Source organism: Arthrobacter globiformis, from assembly GCF_003261175.1.
Taxonomy (GTDB): domain Bacteria; phylum Actinomycetota; class Actinomycetes; order Actinomycetales; family Micrococcaceae; genus Arthrobacter; species Arthrobacter globiformis_A.
Window position 1 is genome coordinate 61,493 of record NZ_QLNP01000078.1, and the last position, 18,483, is coordinate 79,975.

Genomic DNA, 18,483 nt, shown 5'->3' on the forward strand with positions numbered 1-18,483 from the left:
GCACGCTAACCGCCGGTGAGGCGCCGGGCGTGGTCGGCCTCGGAAGGGTCAAGCACGCCCGGGACGCCGCCCAGGAATGCCCACTCGCTGGTACGGCCATCCGGGCCGGTGAGGCTTCCCCGGCGGAGCGCACTGTCGATGCGGCTGCGGACCAGGGCCTCATTCGCCGGTTCGGTGGCGAAGATGATCCGCAGCGTGACGGTGTCACCTTTTTGTTCAGGCCTGGTGTGGTGCGGCGCGAGCGGGCAGGGTGGCGGGTGGTCCCAGCTTCCGCACAGCTCGAGGGTGACCGCCGCACCGAGGGCGGCAATATCGGGGGCAGGTATGCCGTCCTGGGCGGCGTCCATGGCAACCGTGGCCAGATGCAGGAACGCCGATCTTACCGGCGTCATGCCCCGAGGTGCTCGAGCAGTGCGTCGAGGATTTGCAGCTGGCCCTTGACGAGCTTTATTCGTGCTTCGGATTCGCCGATCCACTCGGCGCGGTCGATCTCGGGGAAGTGCTGGACTGTTCCTGAGCCCTTGGGCCACTCCAGCGGAAACGTGTTGCTCAGGATTTTTTCGGGCTTGAAGGCGGATTCGGCCGTGAATGCCGTGATGAGCTTGCCCGAGGGCTGGCGGAAGGTGCCGAGCAGCACGTAGTCCGCGGCCGGCGCCGGGACTCCCATTTCCTCGGCGAACTCACGCTGTGCCGCCGCCAGCGGATCCTCCCCTTCGGGGTACTCGCCCTTGGGAATCGACCAGGCGCGCTCGTCCTTGCGCGCCCAGAAGGGGCCGCCCATGTGGGCGATCCACACTTCCACTTCCGCCCCGCTGTTCTGCAGATACAGCAGAAGGCCTGCACTCCTGACCGCCATGTTGCCCTCCTGCCCCAAGGCTACCCCCCGGGGCGCCGGCAAAGAGCGTCGCCTGCAAGGACCGGCTCCTGCTGGGTCCGAGGAGCGAGATCAGCGCTCCTTGCCCAGTTCCCCTCGCAGGGGGACACTGGAAAAACGATGAGAAAGGAGTCTGCCGTGCGCAAGAGAACAGCGTGGATCATCGGAGCAGCGGTCGCTGTGGCGGCTTTGGGGGGCGCGTCGGTGGCTGCGGCTTCCGTGAACCCCTTCGATGATGACACAACAGGCAACGGCGGCACCCAGCAGCCGCTGAACCAGACCGACCGCGACAAAGCCGTCGACGCCGCCATGGCCAAAGTGGGCCCCGGACAGGTCACCGAGGTCGAACGGGGCGACGACGCCGGTTCCTCCTACGAGGTCGAGATCCGCAAGACCGACGGGTCCGAGGTGGAAGTCAACATCGGCCCCAACTTCCAGGTTCTGAACCAGAGCCCGGACGACTAGCCACTAGCGCCGCTCAACCAGCAGCAGGGCTCAGCCAGCGAGCCATTCGCCTGCCTTCATCACGGCGGCCACCTCAAGATCCGGCGTGAGGACCACCAGGTCCGCCTTCCGTCCGGCTTCGATGCGCCCGACGTCGGAGAGCCCCAGCATGTCCGCAGGGTTCTGGCTCGCGGCGCGGACGGCATCGGCGAGCGGGATGCCGGCCTCGTGGACGGCGTGCCGTACCGCCCCGTCCAGCGTGAGGATGCTGCCGGCGATGGTGCCGTCGCTGACCAGGCGGGCTTCGCCGTCGAACACCTGGACGTCCAGCCCGCCCAACCTGTACCTGCCTTCCTGCGCGCAGGCGGCCGCCATGGCGTCGGTGACGAAGACGGCGCGCGCCGGGCTGGCGGCAATGAAGCGGACCAGCGACGGGTGGAGGTGGACGCCGTCGGCGATCACCTCGGCAAACACCGCGGGGTCCTCCAGCAGTGCGAGCGCGGGGCCGGGTTCCCGGTGGTGCAGCGGCCGCATCGCGTTGAACACATGCGTCCCGGCGGTGGCTCCGGCCGCGATCGCCTCGCGGGCCAGGTCGTAGCCCGCACCCGTGTGGCCAATGGCCGCGACGGCGCCGTAGCCGGTGATCTGCCGGATGGCGGCCAGGCCCCCTTCCAGTTCCGGCGCGATGGTGACCATCCGGACGGTACCCCGCCCGGCCAGCAGTAGCCGGTCGATGGCCGCCGGTTCCGGTGCGAGCAGAAGCTCCTCGGCGTGGGCGCCCCGGTGGTCGGGGCTGAGCCAGGGGCCCTCCAGGTGGATCCCGGCCAGCTCGCCCTGCTCCACTAGGGGGGCCAGCGCGGCCACCGCCTTCTCAAGCTGGGTGAGCGGGGCGGTGACCAGGCTGGCCATCAGGGTGGTGGTGCCGTGGGACCGGTGCACCCCGGCGATCCGAACCGCGGCGGCAACGGGGTCGGCGTCGTTGAAGCTGGAGCCGCCGCCGCCGTGGATGTGGGCGTCCACAAAGCCGGGGGCGAGGGTGGCGCCCGGAAAGTCGGCGTCGGGCTCCCGGGCGGGCAGCCCGGGACCCGCCGCGGTGATCCGGCCGCCGTCGGTCTCCACCCAGCCGGGCTCCAGCACTGCGTCGGTTTTAGCGTCACTGGGAAGGATGACCCGGGAAGCAGAAATGAGCGTCGGACTCACCAGGTTTCCGTGATCTTGCGCAGGCCCCGGGGAGCGTCAGGGTCCAGGTGGCGGGCTGCCGCCATCGCATGCGCCAGCCGCTGGAGGGGCATGATCTCCAGGACCGGGGAGAGCTGCTCGTGGATGGCCGGCAGCGGCACCACATGGTTCAGCGGACGGGCGGCTCCCTCGTCGCCCACGAGGCAGACATCCGCGCCCCGTTCGGCCAGCCGGTCCAGAACGGGATGCAGGGCGCGGCCGCCGGCGCCGGGGGAGGCGACGGCGATGACCGGCCGGTCGGCGTCGATCATGGCGAAGGGCCCGTGCAGCAGGTCGGCGCCGGAGAAGGCGTGAGCGGCCAGGTAGGACGTTTCCATCAGTTTCAATGCCGCCTCCCGTGCGGTGGGATAGGAGAAGCCGCGTCCCGTGGTGACGATGTGGTTCACGAAGCGGTAGCGGTCTGCAACCTCCAGTATCTCCGGCCGCACCAGGACATCGGCGGCGAGACGCGGCAGGTCCGCCGCTTCCGCGCCGTTCCCTCCGGCCCACGCATCAACCAGGAGCCACAGCGCCAGCAGCTGCGACGTGTAGCTCTTGGTTGCGGCCACGGCGCGCTCCGGCCCGGCCAGGATGTCCAGGTGGTGCCGGGCGGCAGCCGCCAGCGGTGAGGACGGTGCGTTTGTGACGGCCACGGTAAGGGCACCTCCCCGGGCGGCAGCGGCGGTGGAGTCCACCAGGTCCGGGGAGCCGCCGGACTGGCTCACCGCCAGCCACAGCACCCCGTCCATCCTTGGTTCCGCGCCGTATACGGTGAGGCTCGACGGCGACGCCAGCCCCGCGGGGAGCCCCAGCACCGTCTCGATGAGGTACTTCGCGTACAGGGCGGCGTGGTCGCTGGTGCCTCGCGCGGCCAGAAGCACGTATCTGATGTCTGCGTCCCGGAGGGTGGCGGCCAGCCGGGTGATGGCGGGGCGCCCGTGCTCAAGCTGCCGGGCGAGCGCCTCCGGCTGTTCCAGGATTTCGGCGGCCATCAGGGCGCCGGGAAGGGGTGAGGTGGCGGTGGTTTCAGTGCGCTGGGCGGTCATGGGTCTCCTTGGGGTCAGTGGGTTAGGGGTTATGGGGAAAGTGAGATGCGGTCAGGTGGGGATTGTGGCGGCGGGCCGGTGTGGCGCGTCGGCAAGCTGGCTGGCCAGCTCCACGGCGCCCCAGGCGGGGGAGCGGTCCAGCACCCGGACGTCGGTGAGGCCGTTGGCTGCCAGCAGCTCGCGCACCCTGTAGGCCAGCGACGCCTGGTTGACCAGCATCCCGCCGGCCAGCAGGACCGGCGCATGTTCCGGCATGGTGCCCAGCCTGCGGTTCACCGTCAGGGCCAGGGCGGCGAGCTGCCGGGATGCGTCCTCGGCGATGGCTGCGCTCGCAGCGTCCGAGGCGGCGAGGCCGAACACGGTTCCCGCCAGTCCGGCCCAGTACCGGCGCTCCGGCCGGCGGTAGAACAGGTCCAGGAGCTCAGCTGGTTCCGCGGCTCCGGTCTGCGCCAGCAGCTGGGACGTCAAGGGCCCGGCGGGCAGGCCGTCGTCGGATTCCTGCAGGGCGTTGCGGACCGCGCTGCGGGCCACGGCGTAGCCGCTGCCTTCATCGCCGAGCAGATACCCCCAGCCGCCGGCGCGGGCTTCCCGGCCGTCGCCGGCCTTCGTCCATGCGGCGGAGCCGGTGCCGGAGATAAGGACGGTGCCTGCCGTCAGGCCGCCGGCGGCGAGGATGATGCGGGTGTCGTGGTCCACCTGGATCCGGGCTCCGGGGAAGCGTCGGGAGAGGAAGCCGATCAGCCGTTCCCGCGCCGCGGGTGTGTCCGCTCCCGCGGCCCCGGCGAACACGGTGTGTATTCCGTGGTTCGCAGGATCACCGATGCCCAGCCGGGCGGCGAGGTCGTCCAGCGCCGCGGCGGCTGCTTCCGGCCCGACGGAGGCGATGTTCGCACTGCCCGCCGTGCACTCGGCGAGCTGCCGGGGAACTGTTGTCCCGCCGTCGTCCATTACAGCAGCCGGCGTCCCAACCTCCGCCAGAATGGCGTGCGTCTTGGAACCGCCAATATCCAAACCAAGGACGCGGCCTGGGCCGGGGACGTGCCGCATCACTTGGCCGCCGGCGTGCTGCTGCTGTCATTGTTGCCGGTGGCTTCCGGCCAGCGGGCGCCGTTTTCCCAGTAGTGGCGGATTTCCTCCAGGTTCCGGCCCTTGGTTTCGGGGGCCAGGCGGTGGACGAAGACGAAGCCGGCGACGGCCAGCGCACCGAACACGGCGAACGTGCCGGCACCGCCGAGCCGCTGCAGCATAGTGAGGAAGAACGCCGCGACGATCACGTTGGCCACGAGGTCCGAGGTGAGCATGGCGCTGGCGCCCAGGGAACGCAGCCGGGCTGGGAACGACTCGCCGGCGTAGACCCACACCAGCGCGCCGAAGCCGAACGTGAAGCCCACGGTGAACAGCAGGACCCCGAGGAAGCCGACCACGGTCAGGATTCCGCCGAAGTCGCGTCCGGCCAGAAAGACGCCCACCAGGATGGCGTTGGCCGCGATCATCATGCCGATGCCGCCGAGCAGGATGGGGCGCCGGCCCACCCGGTCCACGAGGGACAGCGAGACGAACACGGCCACCAGGGAAGCGGCCTGGACGAGCGCGGGCAGCAGCAGGAGGGCGGCGTTGCCCGTGAAGCCCATGGCCTCGAAGATCCGGGGGCTGTAGTAGACCACGGCGTTGATGCCGGTGATCTGGATAAAAAAGCCGAGGCCGACGACGAACACGGTCGCCTTCAGGTACGGCGAGCGGAGCATCTCGCGCAGGCCGCCGCCGCGCTCTTCGCTGATGGCCTGGCGCATGTCCGCCAATTCGGCGTCGACGTCGGCGTCCGGCTCGATCGAGCTGAGGGTGCGGCGGGCCTCTTCGGTGCGTCCACGCATCATGTACCAGCGGGCGGTGTCGGGGAGGCGGAACGTGACGGCAAGGACCGCGAGGGCGGGGACGGCGGCGAGGCCCAGCATCAGCCGCCAGTTTTCGGTGGCGGACAGGAGGTAGGCGGCCAGGTAGCCGATGATGATGCCGATGACGGTGGCCACCTGGTAGGCGACGAGCAGGGCGCCGCGCACCTTCGGCGGCGCCGACTCCGCCACGAAGACGGGTACCACCACCACGGAAATGCCGATGGTCAGGCCCAGCAGCAGGCGCGCCACGAGCAGCATGGGCACGTCAGCGGCGAGGGCGCTAAGCACCGCGAACGCGGCATACGCTCCGGCCACGCCCACCATGCAGGCCTTGCGGCCCACTTTATTGGCGAGCCAGCCACCCAGGACGGCGCCCAGCACTTCACCGACGACGACGGCGGTGGTCACCAACTCCTGTTGGCGGGTGGAGAGCTGGAACTCCTTCGTGATGAACAGCAGGGCGCCGGCGATATTCGACAGATCGTAGCCGTAGATTATGCCGATGGTGGCGGCGGTGCCGCCGACCAGGAGGCCGAGGCGGGGCGTCTGGCGCAGGTCTTGCAGGAACGACATCTTTGGGTCCTTGGAAGGGGGATGGGGGATTTGGGTGGTCTGGAACTGACGCAGACCGAATTGGTGTAAACCAATTTCCATCATTTTGGCCTAGACCAATTTTCGTGTCAATAGGTACCATCAGATTCATGGAATCCTCCGCCGCCGCAGCCCTGCCCAAGTACTACGTACTCAAGGAGCAGATCCTCACCCTCATTGAGGACGCGGCGCCCGGAACGCTGATTCCCACCGAACGCGCGCTCGCCGAGCAGTACGGAACATCCCGCACCACTGTGCGGCAGGCGATCGGCGAGCTGGTGGCAGAGGGCCGCCTGGACCGGACGCAGGGGCGGGGGACCTATGTGGCGCCGCCGAAGGTGACGCACGTCCGCCAGCTCACGTCCTTTACCGACGACGCCGCGAGCCAGGGCCTCACGGCCGCGGCCCGGATCGTGGACGTGAGCGTGCTTCCGGCCGACCCGGCCACAGCACGGCGCCTGGCGGTGGAGCCGGGCACGGACATTCACCGGGTGGAGCGGATCAGGCTGGTTGACGGTGAGCCGCTGGCGCATGAGGTTGCGTTCCTTGCGGGGCCGCTGCCGGACCTGGCGCGGACATTGGCGGAGCGAGGCTCTCTGTACGCTGCCCTGCGCGAGGACTACGGGATGCGGATCGCCGAGGTGGAGGACACGGTGGAGACGAAGCTTGCCGGACCGGTCGAGGTGCAGCTCCTCGACGTCGAAATGGGCGCCCCCATGCTGCTGGTCCACCGGCTGGGCTTCACCCCGGAAGGGCAGCCTGTGGAGTGGACCGAGTCGGTGTTCCGGGGGGACAGGTTCCGCTTCGTGGCGCGGATGCACGTCTAACGGGGGGGTCTACTGCTTTCAGCGCTTCCCTTTATTACGCCCCACTGCGGAAAGTGAAGCACTGTTGCGTTGCACGACGGCGGGTGTCGCCGGGCGTTGTGAAGCAAGTTACCCGGTGGTTGTGTAAGTCCATAATCAGCGACGGGGCGGCGCAACGCCCTCCCTGGATCGAGGGGGACATGATCACAGCTTTGGTTCACAGGATCAGGACGCAATGCAGCGCGGAACTGAGCACCTTCCGCAGCCAGATGCACGCACTGGCGCGGCAGGACATCGGTTCCGGCCTGGACGCGGCAGCCACCACCATGGCCCGGCGGCCGTGCCTTGCCACCCCGGGAGTTTCCGTGGACATCATCGGCTTCACCTGCCCGCGGTCCTCTGACGGCGCGCCTTCGGTGGGGGTTGCCGTGTCCCTGAGCCTGCAGCCCGGCCGGGTGGCCTCCGCCGTCCACTGGGAGGAGGCCCATGCCTGGGCAGGCGCCGTGGCCAGCGGGGAATGGGCTGCCGCCGAGTATGTCGGAAGCCAGGAGAGCCCGGCCGGGATGGTTTTTCACTACACCCTGAAAGACGCGGAGGACCCTGACGCCGTGCCCGAGTATTCGGCCATGCCGGAGTATTCGGCGGTGCCCCACTAATCCACGGCGCTGTAACGGGGACCGGCGCCGTCGCCAGGTCCCGCGCGAACTGGCAGCAAATGCCCGCAAATCCCGGTTTTGCGGGCATGACCTGCCAGTTCGCGCTGCCTAGGGGCTGCGACTTAAAACCAAGAGGATCCGGCGGGAATGTTCCCACCGGATCCTCTTGCTTGTCCTTCCGGGTTACTCCTTGCCCAGCCCTGCGGCAGAGGTCTTGTCGCCGGTGACCTCGTTCAGCTTGGTCAGGTCGAAGATGCCGTTGATATCAGCCTGCTTGGTGGTGCCGGCGTCAACACCGTCCTGCAGCAGCTTTTTGAACGCTCCGGCCAGCGGGTCCACCGTGAACACGATGTTCTTCAGGGAGCGGTCAATGACCTCCTGCGGGAGTGCCTTGCCGGCAGCTTCCTTCAGGGCGGCGTTCACTTCCGTGGCCTTCTCCGCGGCCGGGGTGTCGTTGAGCCACTTCACGGCCTCGACGTGGCCCTTAAGCAGGGCCTCCACCGTCTGCGGGTGCTCCGCGGCGAACTTCTTGTTCACGATCAGGATGGTGGTGGGGAACTCGCCCGGCTTTCCGGTCAGCGACCCGTCCCACAGGTCCTTCTCGTCCACCAGGACCTTCGCTCCGGCCTGGAGCACCAGACGGGAGGCCCACGGCTCAGGCAGCCACGCGCCGTCGAGCTTGCCGTTCTGGAACAGTTTCAGCGTCTGGGCGTTTTCGGTCGGGTTGATGGCAACGTCCCCGCCGCCGTCGGTGTTGGTCTTGTAACCCTGCTTGCCGAGCCATGCGCGCAGCGCCACGTCCTGGGTGCCGCCGAGCTGCGGGGAGGCCAGGGTCTTGCCTTTGAGGTCAGCGGCGGTCTTGATCTCCGGCTTGACCACCAGCTGGGCGCCGCCGGAGGCCGCCCCGGCGATGACGCTGACGGATTCGCCCTGGCTCTTGACGAACGAGTTGATGGCCGGGTTCGGGCCGATGTACGTGGCGTCGATGGCGCCGGCATTCAGCGCCTCGATGGCGGCCGGGCCGGCGTTGAACACCTGGGTGCTCAGCTTGGTGTCGCCGAGCTCCTTGGCGATGAAGTCCTTCTGGACGCCAACCAGCGCGGTGGCGTGGGTGATGTTGCCGAAGTAACCCAGCTTCAGCTCGGTGGCAGGGCTGGTGACGGCGGCCGCGGTGGCGGAACCCGGGGCGGAGCTGTTGGCCGCCGTAGTGGCGACGGCGACGCCTGCGCCGAGCACGGCAAGGATGCCGGCGGCGATGCCGATCTTGAGCCCGCTGGGGCGTTTCCGGCCGGCGGGCTGGCCCGCGGCAATCCGGGTGGAGCCCGGGTTTTCTTTTGACGAAGACATGACGTTTTCCTTTTGGATGATGGAGCGGAGGGGATGGCGCTGCGCGTTGGATTGAGATTACGGAGGCGCCTCCGGCGGCCACAATGGCTGTCGACGCAGGCGTTCACGCGGCGTCGTAATCGTTCATGCTCAGGGTCTCAGGGCTTCATCGGGAGTCGCGGAACGTCAAAAATCGGGGGCTTACAGCGCGTCCGGGGCGGACTTCAGGGTTTCCCGGACGGCGGGCAAAAGGTGCTGCTGCCGGCCCCAGACCGGGTCGAGGAGCTCGACGTACCAGGAATCGGACAGCAGGAGGGCGAGGGTTTCGTTGCTCTCGCGAGCCCAGTCCTGGATCTGCTCCGATTCGACCGGACTTTCGCTGCTTCCCAAAACAGTGACCACCTCGCCGTCGTGCAGCGTGACCGGAACGGAGGCCTGGCTGACCTCCCCCGGGGCGTGCACGATGGCAATGAGTTCCGTCTCGGCGGACAGCCGCAGCAGGAGGGCCGCCGACTCTGCGGAGCAGAAGCCGGTGACGTACTCGCGCTGGGCGTGGCCGGCCTCGGGGCCGAGGCCGGGCTGCGATTCCTTCGTGAACAGTCCGCTGCGGTTGAGCTCAGCCAGTTGGCCGGCGATGGGCAGGGTCTCGTCGTCGAAGCGCGGGGCCAGGGTTCCGGGCTGGTATTCGCTGGTGCCCTCAAGCCACCGCGCGGTCAGCTCCCCGGCGGCGGCGAGGGTTCCCGCCTGCCGCCATACTTCGCGGTCTGCCAGAAGCCTGCCGTAGCTGTCACGTTCGGTGGTGAATTGATCGCTCATACTCGATGCTAGACGCGGTACTGGGCTGTTGGGCAGGCCGAATGACGCCTTCGAACGCCGTATGAATCGCGGTTACGCCGTGTATCTTCCGGTTTCCCCGCGCTTTGACCACCGCTTTTTTGCTGCCGGATAGTTGCTGCCACAACCTTCGCATTCACTCCTTCCATCTCTACTTTCCAAGGGGCAACCATGGTCCGTCAGTCAATCAAGTCCCGCACTCCAAAGTCCCGTGCGGGCGCACTCAACCCAGCGGTGGGCCTGGCCCTCGCCGCGACCAGCCTGCTGGCGCTTTCCGCCTGCTCCGATCCCGGGGCTGCGGCGTCCGCGGACGCGCCAGCCGCCACCAAGACCGCCACGTCGTCGGGCAAGACCTTCAATCTGACGCCCGAGCAGGACAGGTTTCCCGTCACCGTGGACAAGACGGCTGCGGCGCTGGTTCCGGAAGCCATCAAGAAGGACAGAAAGCTGACCGTGGCGGTCAGCCCGTTCGCACCGCCGCTGGCCGTTTACGCCACCGACAACAAGACGCCCGTGGGCAACGAAGTGGACATCGCCGTCGCACTGGCCCAGACGCTGGGGCTGGAAGCCGAGATCGTTCCGACTGCCTGGGCGGACTGGCCCCTCGGCGTGGAATCGGGCAAGTACGAGGCCGTCCTGTCCAACGTCACCGTGACGGAGGAGCGCAAGCTCAAGTTCGATTTTGCCAGTTACCGGGACGACAAGCTCGGCTTCTACGCCAAGAGTGGCAGCGAAATCACCAAGGTCGAATCCGCCCCGGACGTGGCCGGCAAGCGCGTCATTGTCGGTTCGGGCACCAACCAGGAGTCGATCCTGCTGCGCTGGGACGAGGAGAACAAGGCCAAGGGGCTGAAGCCGGTCGAGTTCCAGTACTACGACGACGACTCCGCCTCGAACCTGGCGCTGCAGTCCGGCCGGGCGGACCTGACGTTCGGGCCCAACGCCACGGCCGCCTACAAGGCCGCCACAGACGAAAAGACCAAGCTGGTGGGCCTCGTGGACGGCGGGTGGCCGCTGAAGGCGAGCATCGCCGCCACCACCAAGAAGGGCAACGGCTTCGCCGCCGCCGCGGAGGCCGGCCTGAACCACTTGATTGAGGACGGCACCTACGGAAAGATCCTGGACCGCTGGGGCCTGTCGGCGGAGGCCGTGGCCAAGTCGGAACTTAACCCGGCAGGCCTGCCCAAGAGCTAGTTCCCGGAATCGATCGCTCCGTAACTGCCCTTATCAGGCCCCAAAACGGCAGTTACGGAGCAGTCGATGGGTTTCTAACTGCCCGGAACCCGGCCTGCTCCAACTGATTTAGTCTCCAACAAAATAAGGAGGTCGCGCAGCCGCCTCGGCGAGTCCGGTGCTGCCGCGGACGATCAGGTCGCATGGAAAATTCACCCTGCGCGGCGGCTCCCCGGGCGCCTGGATGCGCTCCAGGAGCATCCGGGCTCCCACGCGTGCCATTTCGCGGCTGGGCTGGCGAACGGTGGTGAGGCTGAACGAATCCCAAGCCGCCATGTCGACGTCGTCGTACCCGATGACCCAACAGTCCTGCCCATGGACCTTGTTGGCCCGCATTGCGTCAAGGGCGCCGAAGGCCATCAGATCGTTGGCGCAAAAGACGGCCTGGGGCCTGTCGGCGCGGGCAAGCAGGCGGTTCATGACCTGCGCGCTGACGTCGTGGGAGAACCCGCCATGGAAGCGGAAGTGTTCCGGAACGCCGTGGCCCCGCTCGGCCATCCTGTCCAGGAAGCCCTTAGCGCGCTCACGTGACGTGCTGGCGTTTTCGGCACCGCCGATGAAGGCCACCCGGGTCCTGCTGTTATCCAGGAGGTAGTCGGCGACGGCGGCACCCCCCTCGGTGTTGCTGCTGGTGACCTGGTCGCAGTGCAGGCCCTCCACCACGCGGTTAATGAGAACGATCGGGCTCTTCTTCTCAATGGCTGCCTGCAGCTCAACGGAGTCTTCCGTCGCCGTCGTAAAGATGACGCCGTCGACTGCGTGTTCCCGGATGGCTTTGAGCGCATCGTGGTGGCTGCCGCCGCCCGCGTTCCAGATCACGACGCGGAAGCCCGCGGTGTCCAGCTCCCGGCTAAGTTCATCGAGAACCTCCGGGTAGAACGGGTTGGTCAGGTCAGCGACCACCACACCGATGGTGTTGGTCCGCCTTGTTTTCATGGCCTGAGCGCCGGCGTGGGGCACATAGCCCAGCGTTTCCATGGCGGCCTGGACACGGGCGCGGGTGGCAGGAGACAGCTTCGCAGGGGAGGACATCACCCGGGATACCGTGGCCTGCGAAACGCCCGCCAGTTCTGCCACGTCGCGGCTTGTGACCATCGGGGCGTTCTCCTTGCTATCTGGCGCGCCTGGCGGCTGCGTGTTGCTGATGCTTCAGTTTGTTGTTTCAGACTAGCCAATCTCCCAAGCCTGCACCGCCGGTCCCTGCGGAATGCAGGTCACCGGCGGCACAGGGGAAGAGGTGGCTACCGGCCTGTTGTGGGATCGTGCTCGGCGCTCAGGCCGCGCCGCAGGCGGACGCGGGGCGCCGTCTCCGGAGACCAAAGCGCACCGGCGATGGTGATGACCGACGTCGCGATCATGTACAGCGCAACCAGCCAGTACCGGTCGAAGTCCGGGCCGATCAGTGCGGTGGCGATCAGCGGTGCGAATCCACCGGCGAAGACGGCGGCCACCTGCGGGCCAACCGACGCTCCCGAGTAGCGGAGCTTGGGCTCGAAGAGTTCGGTGAAGTAGGCGGGTTCCACGGAGTAGCAGAGGTCGCGGCCGACGTTGCAGGTCAGGATGAGCACGAGCAAAAGCATCAGGAAGTCACCGGTCTGCACAGCCCAGAAGAAAGGGAACGCCATCAGGAGCATGGTGGTTGCTCCCGCGAGGACTGTGTAGCGGCGCCCCCAACGGTCCGAAACCCAGCCCCAGAACGGAATGGAGAAGATGCCCAGGCCTGCCATGATCATGGTTGCCAATAGAATGCTGTTCTTTTCCAGCAGTACTGCGGGTCCGTACGCGAGCAGGAAGGTGGTGTAGATGTAGTAGTTCGCGTTCTCGGCAAACCGCATCATGATGACTTTGAGGATGGTCAGCGGGCGCGTCTTGATGACCTTAACCACCGGCATCTTTTCGATCTCACCCTTGCGCTTGATTTCTTCGAACGCCGGGGATTCATCCACCTTGCTGCGGATGTAGAAGGAGAGCACCACCAGCAGGATGGAGACGAGGAACGGGATGCGCCATCCCCATGCCACAAAAGCCTCGGGCGAGATCAGGTAGCCCATGACGTAGAAGGCTCCGTTGGCCAGCAGTGTTCCCGCTGGTACGCCGATCTGCGGCCAGGAGCCGAAGAACCCGCGTCGCTTGGCGGGGGCAAATTCAGTTGCCATCAGGGCGGCCCCGCCCCACTCGCCGCCGACCCCGATGCCCTGCACGATGCGCAGGAGGACCAGCAGAATCGGTGCCGCGATGCCGATCGTGGCGAAGTTTGGCAGGCAGCCGATGAGGAACGTGCCGCCGCCCATCAGGCCCAGCGTCGCCATGAGCATTTTCTTCCGGCCCAGGCGGTCTCCGAAGTGGGCAAAGATGATGCCCCCGATGGGGCGCGCTGCGAAGCCGATGGCATACGTGCTGAAGGAGAGCAGAATCCCAACAAACGGACTGGCCTGCGGGAAGAACTGGCTGTTCAGGATGATCGCGGCGGCAACGCCGTACACGTAGAAGTCGTACCACTCGATGCAGCTGCCCAGCACTGAGGAAACCAGAGCTTTGCGGCGCATCTTCGGATCGATTGCCGGCGGTGCCGGTGTTGTCACGGGGGCGCTCATGTAGAGACTCCTTTGTCTTCGTCCGGACAGTGAGCCCAGCCACACCGGCTGGCTCGTGAATAGCAGTGTATACGTATGCAAAAAGCGGAAACAACCCCTTGTGCGAAAAAATGTATACGTATACACTCGATCAACATACAGGCCGGATGGCTTGGCCCAGGGCGCTACACATGTCGCCCATCAATGACGATGGAAGGTAATCCTGATGACGGTTACAAATGAAATCAGCTCGGCCGTGAAGTCCGCGATGCTGAAGGAGCCCGCCCTGAACAGCGTGACCCGGGGGAGCACCCCCGAGGTCCGCGCGACAGTGGAAAGCGTCATCGCGGACATCCGGGAACGCGGAGACGCAGCCGTCCGCGAATACTCGGAGAAGTTCGACAAATACGCCCCCGAGTCCTTCCTGCTCACTCAGGAGCAGCTCGACGAGATTATGGCGCGCGTCCCTGAGCAGACCATTGAGGACATCAAGTTCGTTCAGGAACAGGTCCGCGTCATGGCGCAGAAGCAGCGTGAGTCCCTCACCGACTTCGAAATCGAAACCATGCCCGGTGTGCTCCTCGGGCAGAAGAACGTGCCGGTCCAGGCTGCCGGCGCCTACATCCCAGGCGGGAAGTACCCTCTGCTGGCCAGCGCCCACATGACCATCATTACTGCGAAGGTTGCCGGCGTTGAGCGCGTCGCGGCGTGCACCCCGCTGATCCAGGGCGAAGTCCCGGACGCCACGGTGGCCGCGATGTACCTGGCCGGCGCCGATGAGATCTACCTGCTCGGCGGCATCCAGGCGGTAGCAGCGCTGGCCGTCGGCACCGAGACCATCAAGCCGGTGAACATGCTGGCCGGCCCCGGCAACGCGTTCGTCGCCGAAGCCAAGCGCCAGCTCTTCGGCGAGGTCGGCATCGACCTCTTCGCCGGGCCCACCGAAGTCCTGATCGTGGCGGATGAGCACGCTGACCCGTTCATTGTCGCCGTCGACCTTCTGTCACAGGCCGAGCACGGACCCGATTCCCCGGCGGTCCTCATCACGACCAGTGAGGAACTGGGCCGCAAGGTCATCGAGCACATCGATACCATCCTCGTGGACATGCCCACCCGCGACTACGCCGCGGCCGCCTGGCGCGACTGGGGTGCCGTTCACGTGGTTGATACCCTCGACGACGCATACGTCCTGGCCGACGAGTACGCCTACGAACACGTGCAGATCCTCACGCAGAACCCCCGCGAGGCCCTCGACAAGATGCACGACTACGGCGCGCTGTTCCTCGGGGAGGGAACCTGTGTCTCCTACGGCGACAAGGTCATCGGCACCAACCACGTCCTGCCCACCCGCGGTGCTGCCCGCTACACCGGCGGACTCTGGGTAGGCAAGTACCTGCGGACCGTCACCTACCAGGAAGTGACCAACACCGAATCCAGCGCCTTCTTCGGTGAGCTCTGCGGACGCGCAGCCAGGGTGGAGCGGTTCGAAGGACACGCCCGCTCGGGAGACGTCCGGGCGGCGAAGTACCGCGGCACCACCCTGCCCTGGTCGGACCACACCTTCGGCAGCTAAGAGGTCCGGAACGTGCCGAACTTCCGCCTCGACGGCAAGAAAGTACTGGTCACCGGGGCGGGCCGGGGACTCGGCAAGGCCATTGCAGATGACCTTGCCGAGTCCGGCGCCACCGTCTACGGAACCAGCCGCGACGCCGCAACGGCCCAGCAGATCAGTGAACGGTACGGGACACCGGCCCTGGCCGTGGACCTGAGCAGCCCCGGCAACATCAGCGGGTTCGCCGAATCACTCCAGCGGGCCAGCGGCGGGATTGACCTGCTCGTCAACAATGCCGGCGTCAACGTGCCCAAGCCTGCCCTGGAGCTCACGGAGGACGACTGGGACACGGTCTTCGACACCAACCTCAAAGGCACCTTCTTCCTGACGACGGCCCTGGCACGGCACTGGGTGGCGGCCGGTACCCCTGGCGCCATCGTCAACATCGCCTCCCAGGCGGGGATCGTTGCCATTGAGGAACGGGCGGCCTACGGCACCAGCAAGGCGGGAATGATCCACCTCACCAAGATCCTGGCGCTGGAATGGGCTGCCGCGGGGATCCGGGTCAACGCCGTTGCTCCGACTTTCGTGCGGACGGAACTGACGGCGTCGACCCTCAGCAGGCCCGACTGGGCAGCAGAACTGCTGTCCCGAATCCCGATCGGCCGCTTCGGGGAACCCGAGGACGTCGCCGGGGCCGTGGCGTTCCTGCTCAGCGACGCGGCGTCGCTCATCACCGGCCACACTCTCGCCGTCGACGGCGGCTACACCATCCGCTGAACGGTCCATCCGTCCGAAGCGCCCATCACTAGGAGCAGCAACATGAACATCACGCAGACCATCTCGAAGACCGCCGTGGTCGGGGCCGGCTACATGGGCGGCGGCATAGCCCAGGTGCTGGCGCTGCACGGTTACCGGGTGACGCTCGGTGATGTCGACGGCGAAATCGCCGAACGTGCCCGTGTCCGCCTCGTGGACCAGGCCAGGGCTTTCGAGGCCCAGGGGCTGCTGCCTGCCGGCGCAGCGGACAAGATCGCGGACAACCTCACGGCTGCCGCCAGCATCGAGGACGCTGTTGCGACGTCGGACTATGTCGCCGAGGCGGTCCCGGAGGACGCAGTGATCAAGGCGGATATCCTCCGCCGCATTTCGGCTGCCGCCCCGGCGGATGCAATCATCGGTACGAACACCTCCGCCATTCCGATCGGGGAACTGGCCGCTTCCGTCACCGGCCCGGAGCGGTTCCTCGGCGTCCACTGGATGAACCCGGCACCCTTCATCCCCGGCGTCGAGCTCATCCCGGGGCCGGAGACCTTGCCTTCCGTCGTAGACCTTGCCGAGGAGCTCATCCGGACCCTTGGCAAGACGCCCGCGAGGGTTGCCGACACACCGGGATTCGTCGCCAACAGGCTACAGTTTGCGCTGTACAAGGAGGCGGCCCGGATCGTTGAAGAGGGCGTCGCAAACCCCTCTCAGATCGACGACGTCGTCAGCAACACCTTCGGGTTCCGCCTTGCGCTGTTCGGCCCGTTCGCCATCGGGGACATGGCTGGCCTGGATGTCTATGAGTCGTCGTTCCGGACCCTGGAAAAGGCCTACGGTGAACGGTTCGCCCCGCCCGCCGCGCTGACGGCAACTGTGGAGGAGGGCAACCTGGGCCTGAAATCCGGCCATGGGTTCCTGGACGTGGACCCGGCCCGCAGGGAAAGCCTTGTTGCCTACCGGGACAGCGCCTATGCACGGCTCTCGCAGCTGCGCGCCGAGCTGGGCCGGGCCCCGGGCCTGTAGGCCGCTAACCCAGGCACTGGCTCCCTTACGGCAACCGGCTCGGCCGCAGCACGCTCGGAACGCCCGCCTGGTCAGGCTCAAGTAGCACCGGGCTGACCAGCACCGCAGGCCCCCGGTGCAACACGCCGTCGGACAGCGCCCGGCAGCGCATGCCCCCGCGCCCGCGCATGGCGGCATGTGCGCCGGGTGTGAGCATCCGGTCCATCCACGAACAGGGGTGGGCGGGCCGCCCGCCCCTGAACCGCACCACGTCGCCCTGGGATTCCAGCGCGAAGTCCTGGCCCAGGAGGGGGGCCAGGTGCGCGCCCCTGAGGATCACGTTGCGCCGGGTCAGCAGCGGGTCGAACGGGCCGGCGTCCAGTTCCGCAGCTATGGCCTCCATGGCCTCGACCGCGAACAGCGTGACCGCCGCGTCCATGTGCGCGGCCTTGCCGAAGAACCGGTCCCCGACGATGCCCTTGCCCGCAACGATCTCAACCTGGCCGGCATCCGCCGTCGGCACGTCAGCGGCGCCGTCGCGTGCGCGGCCGAAGTAGGCGTGGGCCGGCGAAACGAGCAGATGCAGGACGTCCACGTCGTACCGGTAGGTTGCCGTCATGCAAACAACGCTATACCCCGGGCGGGACACTGGTCCGGACAGAACTCAGGCAGGCCGCGCGAGCAGGGAGCTGGCTTCCTGGCGGGTGGATCCGGAGGATTCGATGTGGGCGAGTTCGGCGGGGATTTCCCAGCCCTTTTTGCGCATGGCGGTGGCCCAGAGCCGGCCGGCGCGGTAGGAGGAGCGGACCAGGGGCCCGGACATGACGCCGAGGAACCCGATCTCCTCGGCTTCGTGCTGGAGGTCCACGAATTCCTGGGGTTTGACCCAGCGGTCCACCGGGAGGTGGCGTTCGGAGGGGCGCAGGTACTGGGTGATGGTGATCAGGTCGCAGCCTGCCTGGTGCAGGTCGCGGAGGGCCTCGGAGATCTCTTCGCGGGTTTCGCCCATGCCCAGGATCAGGTTGGACTTGGTGACCATGCCCAGGTTCCGGCCCTGGGTGATGACGTCAAGGGAGCGTTCGTAGCGGAAGGCGGGCCGGATCCGCTTGAAGATCCGGGGCACGGTTTCGACGTTGTGCGCGAACACCTCGGGTTTGGAGTCGCAGATCGCGGCGATGTGTTCGGGTTTGCCGGAGAAGTCCGGGATGAGCAGTTCGACGCCGGTGCCGGGGTTCAGTTCGTGGATCTTGCGGACGGTTTCGGCGTAGAGCCAGACGCCTTCGTCCTCGACGTCGTCACGGGCAACGCCGGTGACGGTCGCGTAGCGCAGGGCCATGGCCTGGACGGAGCGGGCCACCTTGGTGGGTTCGAACCTGTCCACGGGGGAGGGTTTGCCGGTGTCGATCTGGCAGAAGTCGCAGCGGCGGGTGCATTCGGAGCCGCCGATCAGGAAGGTGGCTTCCTTGTCTTCCCAGCATTCGAAGATGTTGGGGCAGCCGGCCTCTTCGCAGACGGTGTGCAGGCCTTCCTTCTTGACCAGGTTTTTGAGCTGGACGAATTCCGGGCCCATCTGGACCTTGGCCTTGATCCAGTCCGGTTTGCGTTCCACCGGGGTGGCCGCATTGCGCTGCTCGATCCGCAGCATTTTCCGGCCTTCTGGTGCCAGTGTCA

General features: G+C 67.1%; 19 protein-coding genes. 7 read left to right on the forward strand and 12 right to left on the reverse strand.

Annotation, left to right across the window (positions count from 1 at the left end; genetic code table 11):
• Nucleotides 1-5: 5 nt before the first annotated feature.
• Nucleotides 6-392, reverse strand: a complete 387-nt coding sequence (locus tag DBZ45_RS12350; protein WP_223257047.1) for a hypothetical protein — start codon at nucleotides 390-392, stop codon at nucleotides 6-8.
• The gene (locus tag DBZ45_RS12355; RefSeq protein ID WP_111904198.1) at nucleotides 389-856 is read right to left on the reverse strand and encodes an NUDIX domain-containing protein; all 468 of its coding nucleotides are present in this window, start codon (nucleotides 854-856) and stop codon (nucleotides 389-391) included. The genes DBZ45_RS12350 and DBZ45_RS12355 overlap by 4 nt, the downstream gene beginning before the upstream one ends.
• A 156-nt stretch (nucleotides 857-1,012) precedes the next feature.
• On the opposite strand from DBZ45_RS12355, the gene DBZ45_RS12360 reads away from it, so the two are divergent.
• Nucleotides 1,013-1,339, forward strand: a complete 327-nt coding sequence (locus tag DBZ45_RS12360; RefSeq protein WP_190243112.1) for a PepSY domain-containing protein — start codon at nucleotides 1,013-1,015, stop codon at nucleotides 1,337-1,339.
• Between the two features lie 30 nt (nucleotides 1,340-1,369).
• On the opposite strand, the gene nagA is transcribed toward DBZ45_RS12360, so the two are convergent.
• From nagA to DBZ45_RS12380, 4 genes are read right to left on the reverse strand one after another with little or no spacing between them, the layout of a single operon-like run.
• On the reverse strand, nucleotides 1,370-2,518 hold the full coding sequence (nagA, locus tag DBZ45_RS12365; protein WP_111904200.1) for an N-acetylglucosamine-6-phosphate deacetylase: 1,149 nt from the start codon (nucleotides 2,516-2,518) through the stop codon (nucleotides 1,370-1,372).
• Nucleotides 2,515-3,582 (reverse strand): SIS domain-containing protein, encoded by a 1,068-nt coding sequence (locus tag DBZ45_RS12370; RefSeq protein WP_111904201.1) that lies wholly within the window; start codon nucleotides 3,580-3,582, stop codon nucleotides 2,515-2,517. Before DBZ45_RS12370 ends, nagA begins: the two co-directional genes overlap by 4 nt.
• A 51-nt stretch (nucleotides 3,583-3,633) precedes the next feature.
• Nucleotides 3,634-4,629: an N-acetylglucosamine kinase gene (locus DBZ45_RS12375; RefSeq protein WP_111904202.1), complete on the reverse strand. Its 996-nt coding sequence runs from the start codon at nucleotides 4,627-4,629 to the stop codon at nucleotides 3,634-3,636.
• Nucleotides 4,629-6,047 carry a sugar porter family MFS transporter gene (locus DBZ45_RS12380; RefSeq protein ID WP_111904203.1) on the reverse strand — a complete coding sequence of 473 codons (1,419 nt, stop codon included), beginning with the start codon at nucleotides 6,045-6,047 and terminating at the stop codon, nucleotides 4,629-4,631. Before DBZ45_RS12380 ends, DBZ45_RS12375 begins: the two co-directional genes overlap by 1 nt.
• A gap of 128 nt (nucleotides 6,048-6,175) precedes the next feature.
• Between DBZ45_RS12380 and DBZ45_RS12385 the strand changes: the two genes are divergently transcribed.
• Together DBZ45_RS12385 and DBZ45_RS12390 are read left to right on the forward strand one after the other, a co-directional pair.
• Nucleotides 6,176-6,892: a GntR family transcriptional regulator gene (locus DBZ45_RS12385; RefSeq protein WP_111904204.1), complete on the forward strand. Its 717-nt coding sequence runs from the start codon at nucleotides 6,176-6,178 to the stop codon at nucleotides 6,890-6,892.
• A gap of 179 nt (nucleotides 6,893-7,071) precedes the next feature.
• A complete protein-coding gene (locus DBZ45_RS12390) occupies nucleotides 7,072-7,527 on the forward strand; it encodes a hypothetical protein (RefSeq protein ID WP_111904205.1) in 456 nt (151 codons plus the stop codon).
• 183 nt (nucleotides 7,528-7,710) lie between these two features.
• Here DBZ45_RS12390 and DBZ45_RS12395 read toward each other — a convergent pair whose 3' ends face one another.
• Nucleotides 7,711-8,874, reverse strand: coding sequence for an ABC transporter substrate-binding protein (locus tag DBZ45_RS12395; protein WP_111904206.1), 1,164 nt, complete (start codon nucleotides 8,872-8,874; stop codon nucleotides 7,711-7,713).
• 180 nt (nucleotides 8,875-9,054) lie between these two features.
• Nucleotides 9,055-9,669 (reverse strand): DUF6919 domain-containing protein, encoded by a 615-nt coding sequence (locus DBZ45_RS12400; protein ID WP_111904207.1) that lies wholly within the window; start codon nucleotides 9,667-9,669, stop codon nucleotides 9,055-9,057.
• A 189-nt stretch (nucleotides 9,670-9,858) separates the two neighbouring features.
• Between DBZ45_RS12400 and DBZ45_RS12405 the strand changes: the two genes are divergently transcribed.
• The gene (locus DBZ45_RS12405; protein ID WP_190243113.1) at nucleotides 9,859-10,881 is read left to right on the forward strand and encodes an ABC transporter substrate-binding protein; all 1,023 of its coding nucleotides are present in this window, start codon (nucleotides 9,859-9,861) and stop codon (nucleotides 10,879-10,881) included.
• 108 nt (nucleotides 10,882-10,989) lie between these two features.
• Here DBZ45_RS12405 and DBZ45_RS12410 read toward each other — a convergent pair whose 3' ends face one another.
• A complete protein-coding gene (locus DBZ45_RS12410; RefSeq protein WP_111904208.1) occupies nucleotides 10,990-12,015 on the reverse strand; it encodes a LacI family DNA-binding transcriptional regulator in 1,026 nt (341 codons plus the stop codon).
• 146 nt (nucleotides 12,016-12,161) lie between these two features.
• Nucleotides 12,162-13,514: an MFS transporter gene (locus DBZ45_RS12415; RefSeq protein WP_111904209.1), complete on the reverse strand. Its 1,353-nt coding sequence runs from the start codon at nucleotides 13,512-13,514 to the stop codon at nucleotides 12,162-12,164.
• Nucleotides 13,515-13,719: 205 nt separating this feature from the next.
• Between DBZ45_RS12415 and hisD the strand changes: the two genes are divergently transcribed.
• The 3 genes from hisD to DBZ45_RS12430 are packed head-to-tail and all read left to right on the forward strand — an operon-like array spanning nucleotide 13,720 to nucleotide 16,833.
• The gene (gene hisD, locus DBZ45_RS12420; RefSeq protein ID WP_223257048.1) at nucleotides 13,720-15,066 is read left to right on the forward strand and encodes a histidinol dehydrogenase; all 1,347 of its coding nucleotides are present in this window, start codon (nucleotides 13,720-13,722) and stop codon (nucleotides 15,064-15,066) included.
• Nucleotides 15,067-15,078: 12 nt separating this feature from the next.
• Entirely contained in the window at nucleotides 15,079-15,825 is a 747-nt protein-coding gene (locus DBZ45_RS12425) for an SDR family NAD(P)-dependent oxidoreductase (protein WP_111904210.1), read from the forward strand.
• A gap of 42 nt (nucleotides 15,826-15,867) precedes the next feature.
• Entirely contained in the window at nucleotides 15,868-16,833 is a 966-nt protein-coding gene (locus DBZ45_RS12430; protein ID WP_111904211.1) for a 3-hydroxyacyl-CoA dehydrogenase family protein, read from the forward strand.
• 25 nt (nucleotides 16,834-16,858) lie between these two features.
• Here DBZ45_RS12430 and DBZ45_RS12435 read toward each other — a convergent pair whose 3' ends face one another.
• Both DBZ45_RS12435 and lipA read right to left on the reverse strand, forming a co-directional pair.
• Complete coding sequence (locus DBZ45_RS12435; RefSeq protein WP_111904212.1) at nucleotides 16,859-17,431, reverse strand: MOSC domain-containing protein; 573 nt, start codon at nucleotides 17,429-17,431, stop codon at nucleotides 16,859-16,861.
• Nucleotides 17,432-17,476: 45 nt separating this feature from the next.
• The coding region (gene lipA / locus DBZ45_RS12440; protein ID WP_223257049.1) for a lipoyl synthase at nucleotides 17,477-18,483 on the reverse strand (1,007 nt) is incomplete at its 5' end.

Excerpts from the sequence above, each read along its gene's own strand:
- DBZ45_RS12350 (WP_223257047.1), bottom strand. The coding sequence starts at position 392 with ATGACGCCGGTAAGATCGGCGTTCCTGCATCTGGCCACGGTTGCCATG.
- DBZ45_RS12355 (WP_111904198.1), bottom strand. The coding sequence starts at position 856 with ATGGCGGTCAGGAGTGCAGGCCTTCTGCTGTATCTGCAGAACAGCGGG.
- DBZ45_RS12370 (WP_111904201.1), bottom strand. The coding sequence starts at position 3,582 with ATGACCGCCCAGCGCACTGAAACCACCGCCACCTCACCCCTTCCCGGC.
- DBZ45_RS12375 (WP_111904202.1), bottom strand. The coding sequence starts at position 4,629 with ATGCGGCACGTCCCCGGCCCAGGCCGCGTCCTTGGTTTGGATATTGGC.
- DBZ45_RS12380 (WP_111904203.1), bottom strand. The coding sequence starts at position 6,047 with ATGTCGTTCCTGCAAGACCTGCGCCAGACGCCCCGCCTCGGCCTCCTG.
- DBZ45_RS12385 (WP_111904204.1), top strand. The coding sequence starts at position 6,176 with ATGGAATCCTCCGCCGCCGCAGCCCTGCCCAAGTACTACGTACTCAAG.
- DBZ45_RS12390 (WP_111904205.1), top strand. The coding sequence starts at position 7,072 with ATGATCACAGCTTTGGTTCACAGGATCAGGACGCAATGCAGCGCGGAA.
- DBZ45_RS12395 (WP_111904206.1), bottom strand. The coding sequence starts at position 8,874 with ATGTCTTCGTCAAAAGAAAACCCGGGCTCCACCCGGATTGCCGCGGGC.
- DBZ45_RS12400 (WP_111904207.1), bottom strand. The coding sequence starts at position 9,669 with ATGAGCGATCAATTCACCACCGAACGTGACAGCTACGGCAGGCTTCTG.
- DBZ45_RS12405 (WP_190243113.1), top strand. The coding sequence starts at position 9,859 with ATGGTCCGTCAGTCAATCAAGTCCCGCACTCCAAAGTCCCGTGCGGGC.
- DBZ45_RS12410 (WP_111904208.1), bottom strand. The coding sequence starts at position 12,015 with ATGGTCACAAGCCGCGACGTGGCAGAACTGGCGGGCGTTTCGCAGGCC.
- DBZ45_RS12415 (WP_111904209.1), bottom strand. The coding sequence starts at position 13,514 with ATGAGCGCCCCCGTGACAACACCGGCACCGCCGGCAATCGATCCGAAG.
- hisD (WP_223257048.1), top strand. The coding sequence starts at position 13,720 with ATGACGGTTACAAATGAAATCAGCTCGGCCGTGAAGTCCGCGATGCTG.
- DBZ45_RS12430 (WP_111904211.1), top strand. The coding sequence starts at position 15,868 with ATGAACATCACGCAGACCATCTCGAAGACCGCCGTGGTCGGGGCCGGC.
- DBZ45_RS12435 (WP_111904212.1), bottom strand. The coding sequence starts at position 17,431 with ATGACGGCAACCTACCGGTACGACGTGGACGTCCTGCATCTGCTCGTT.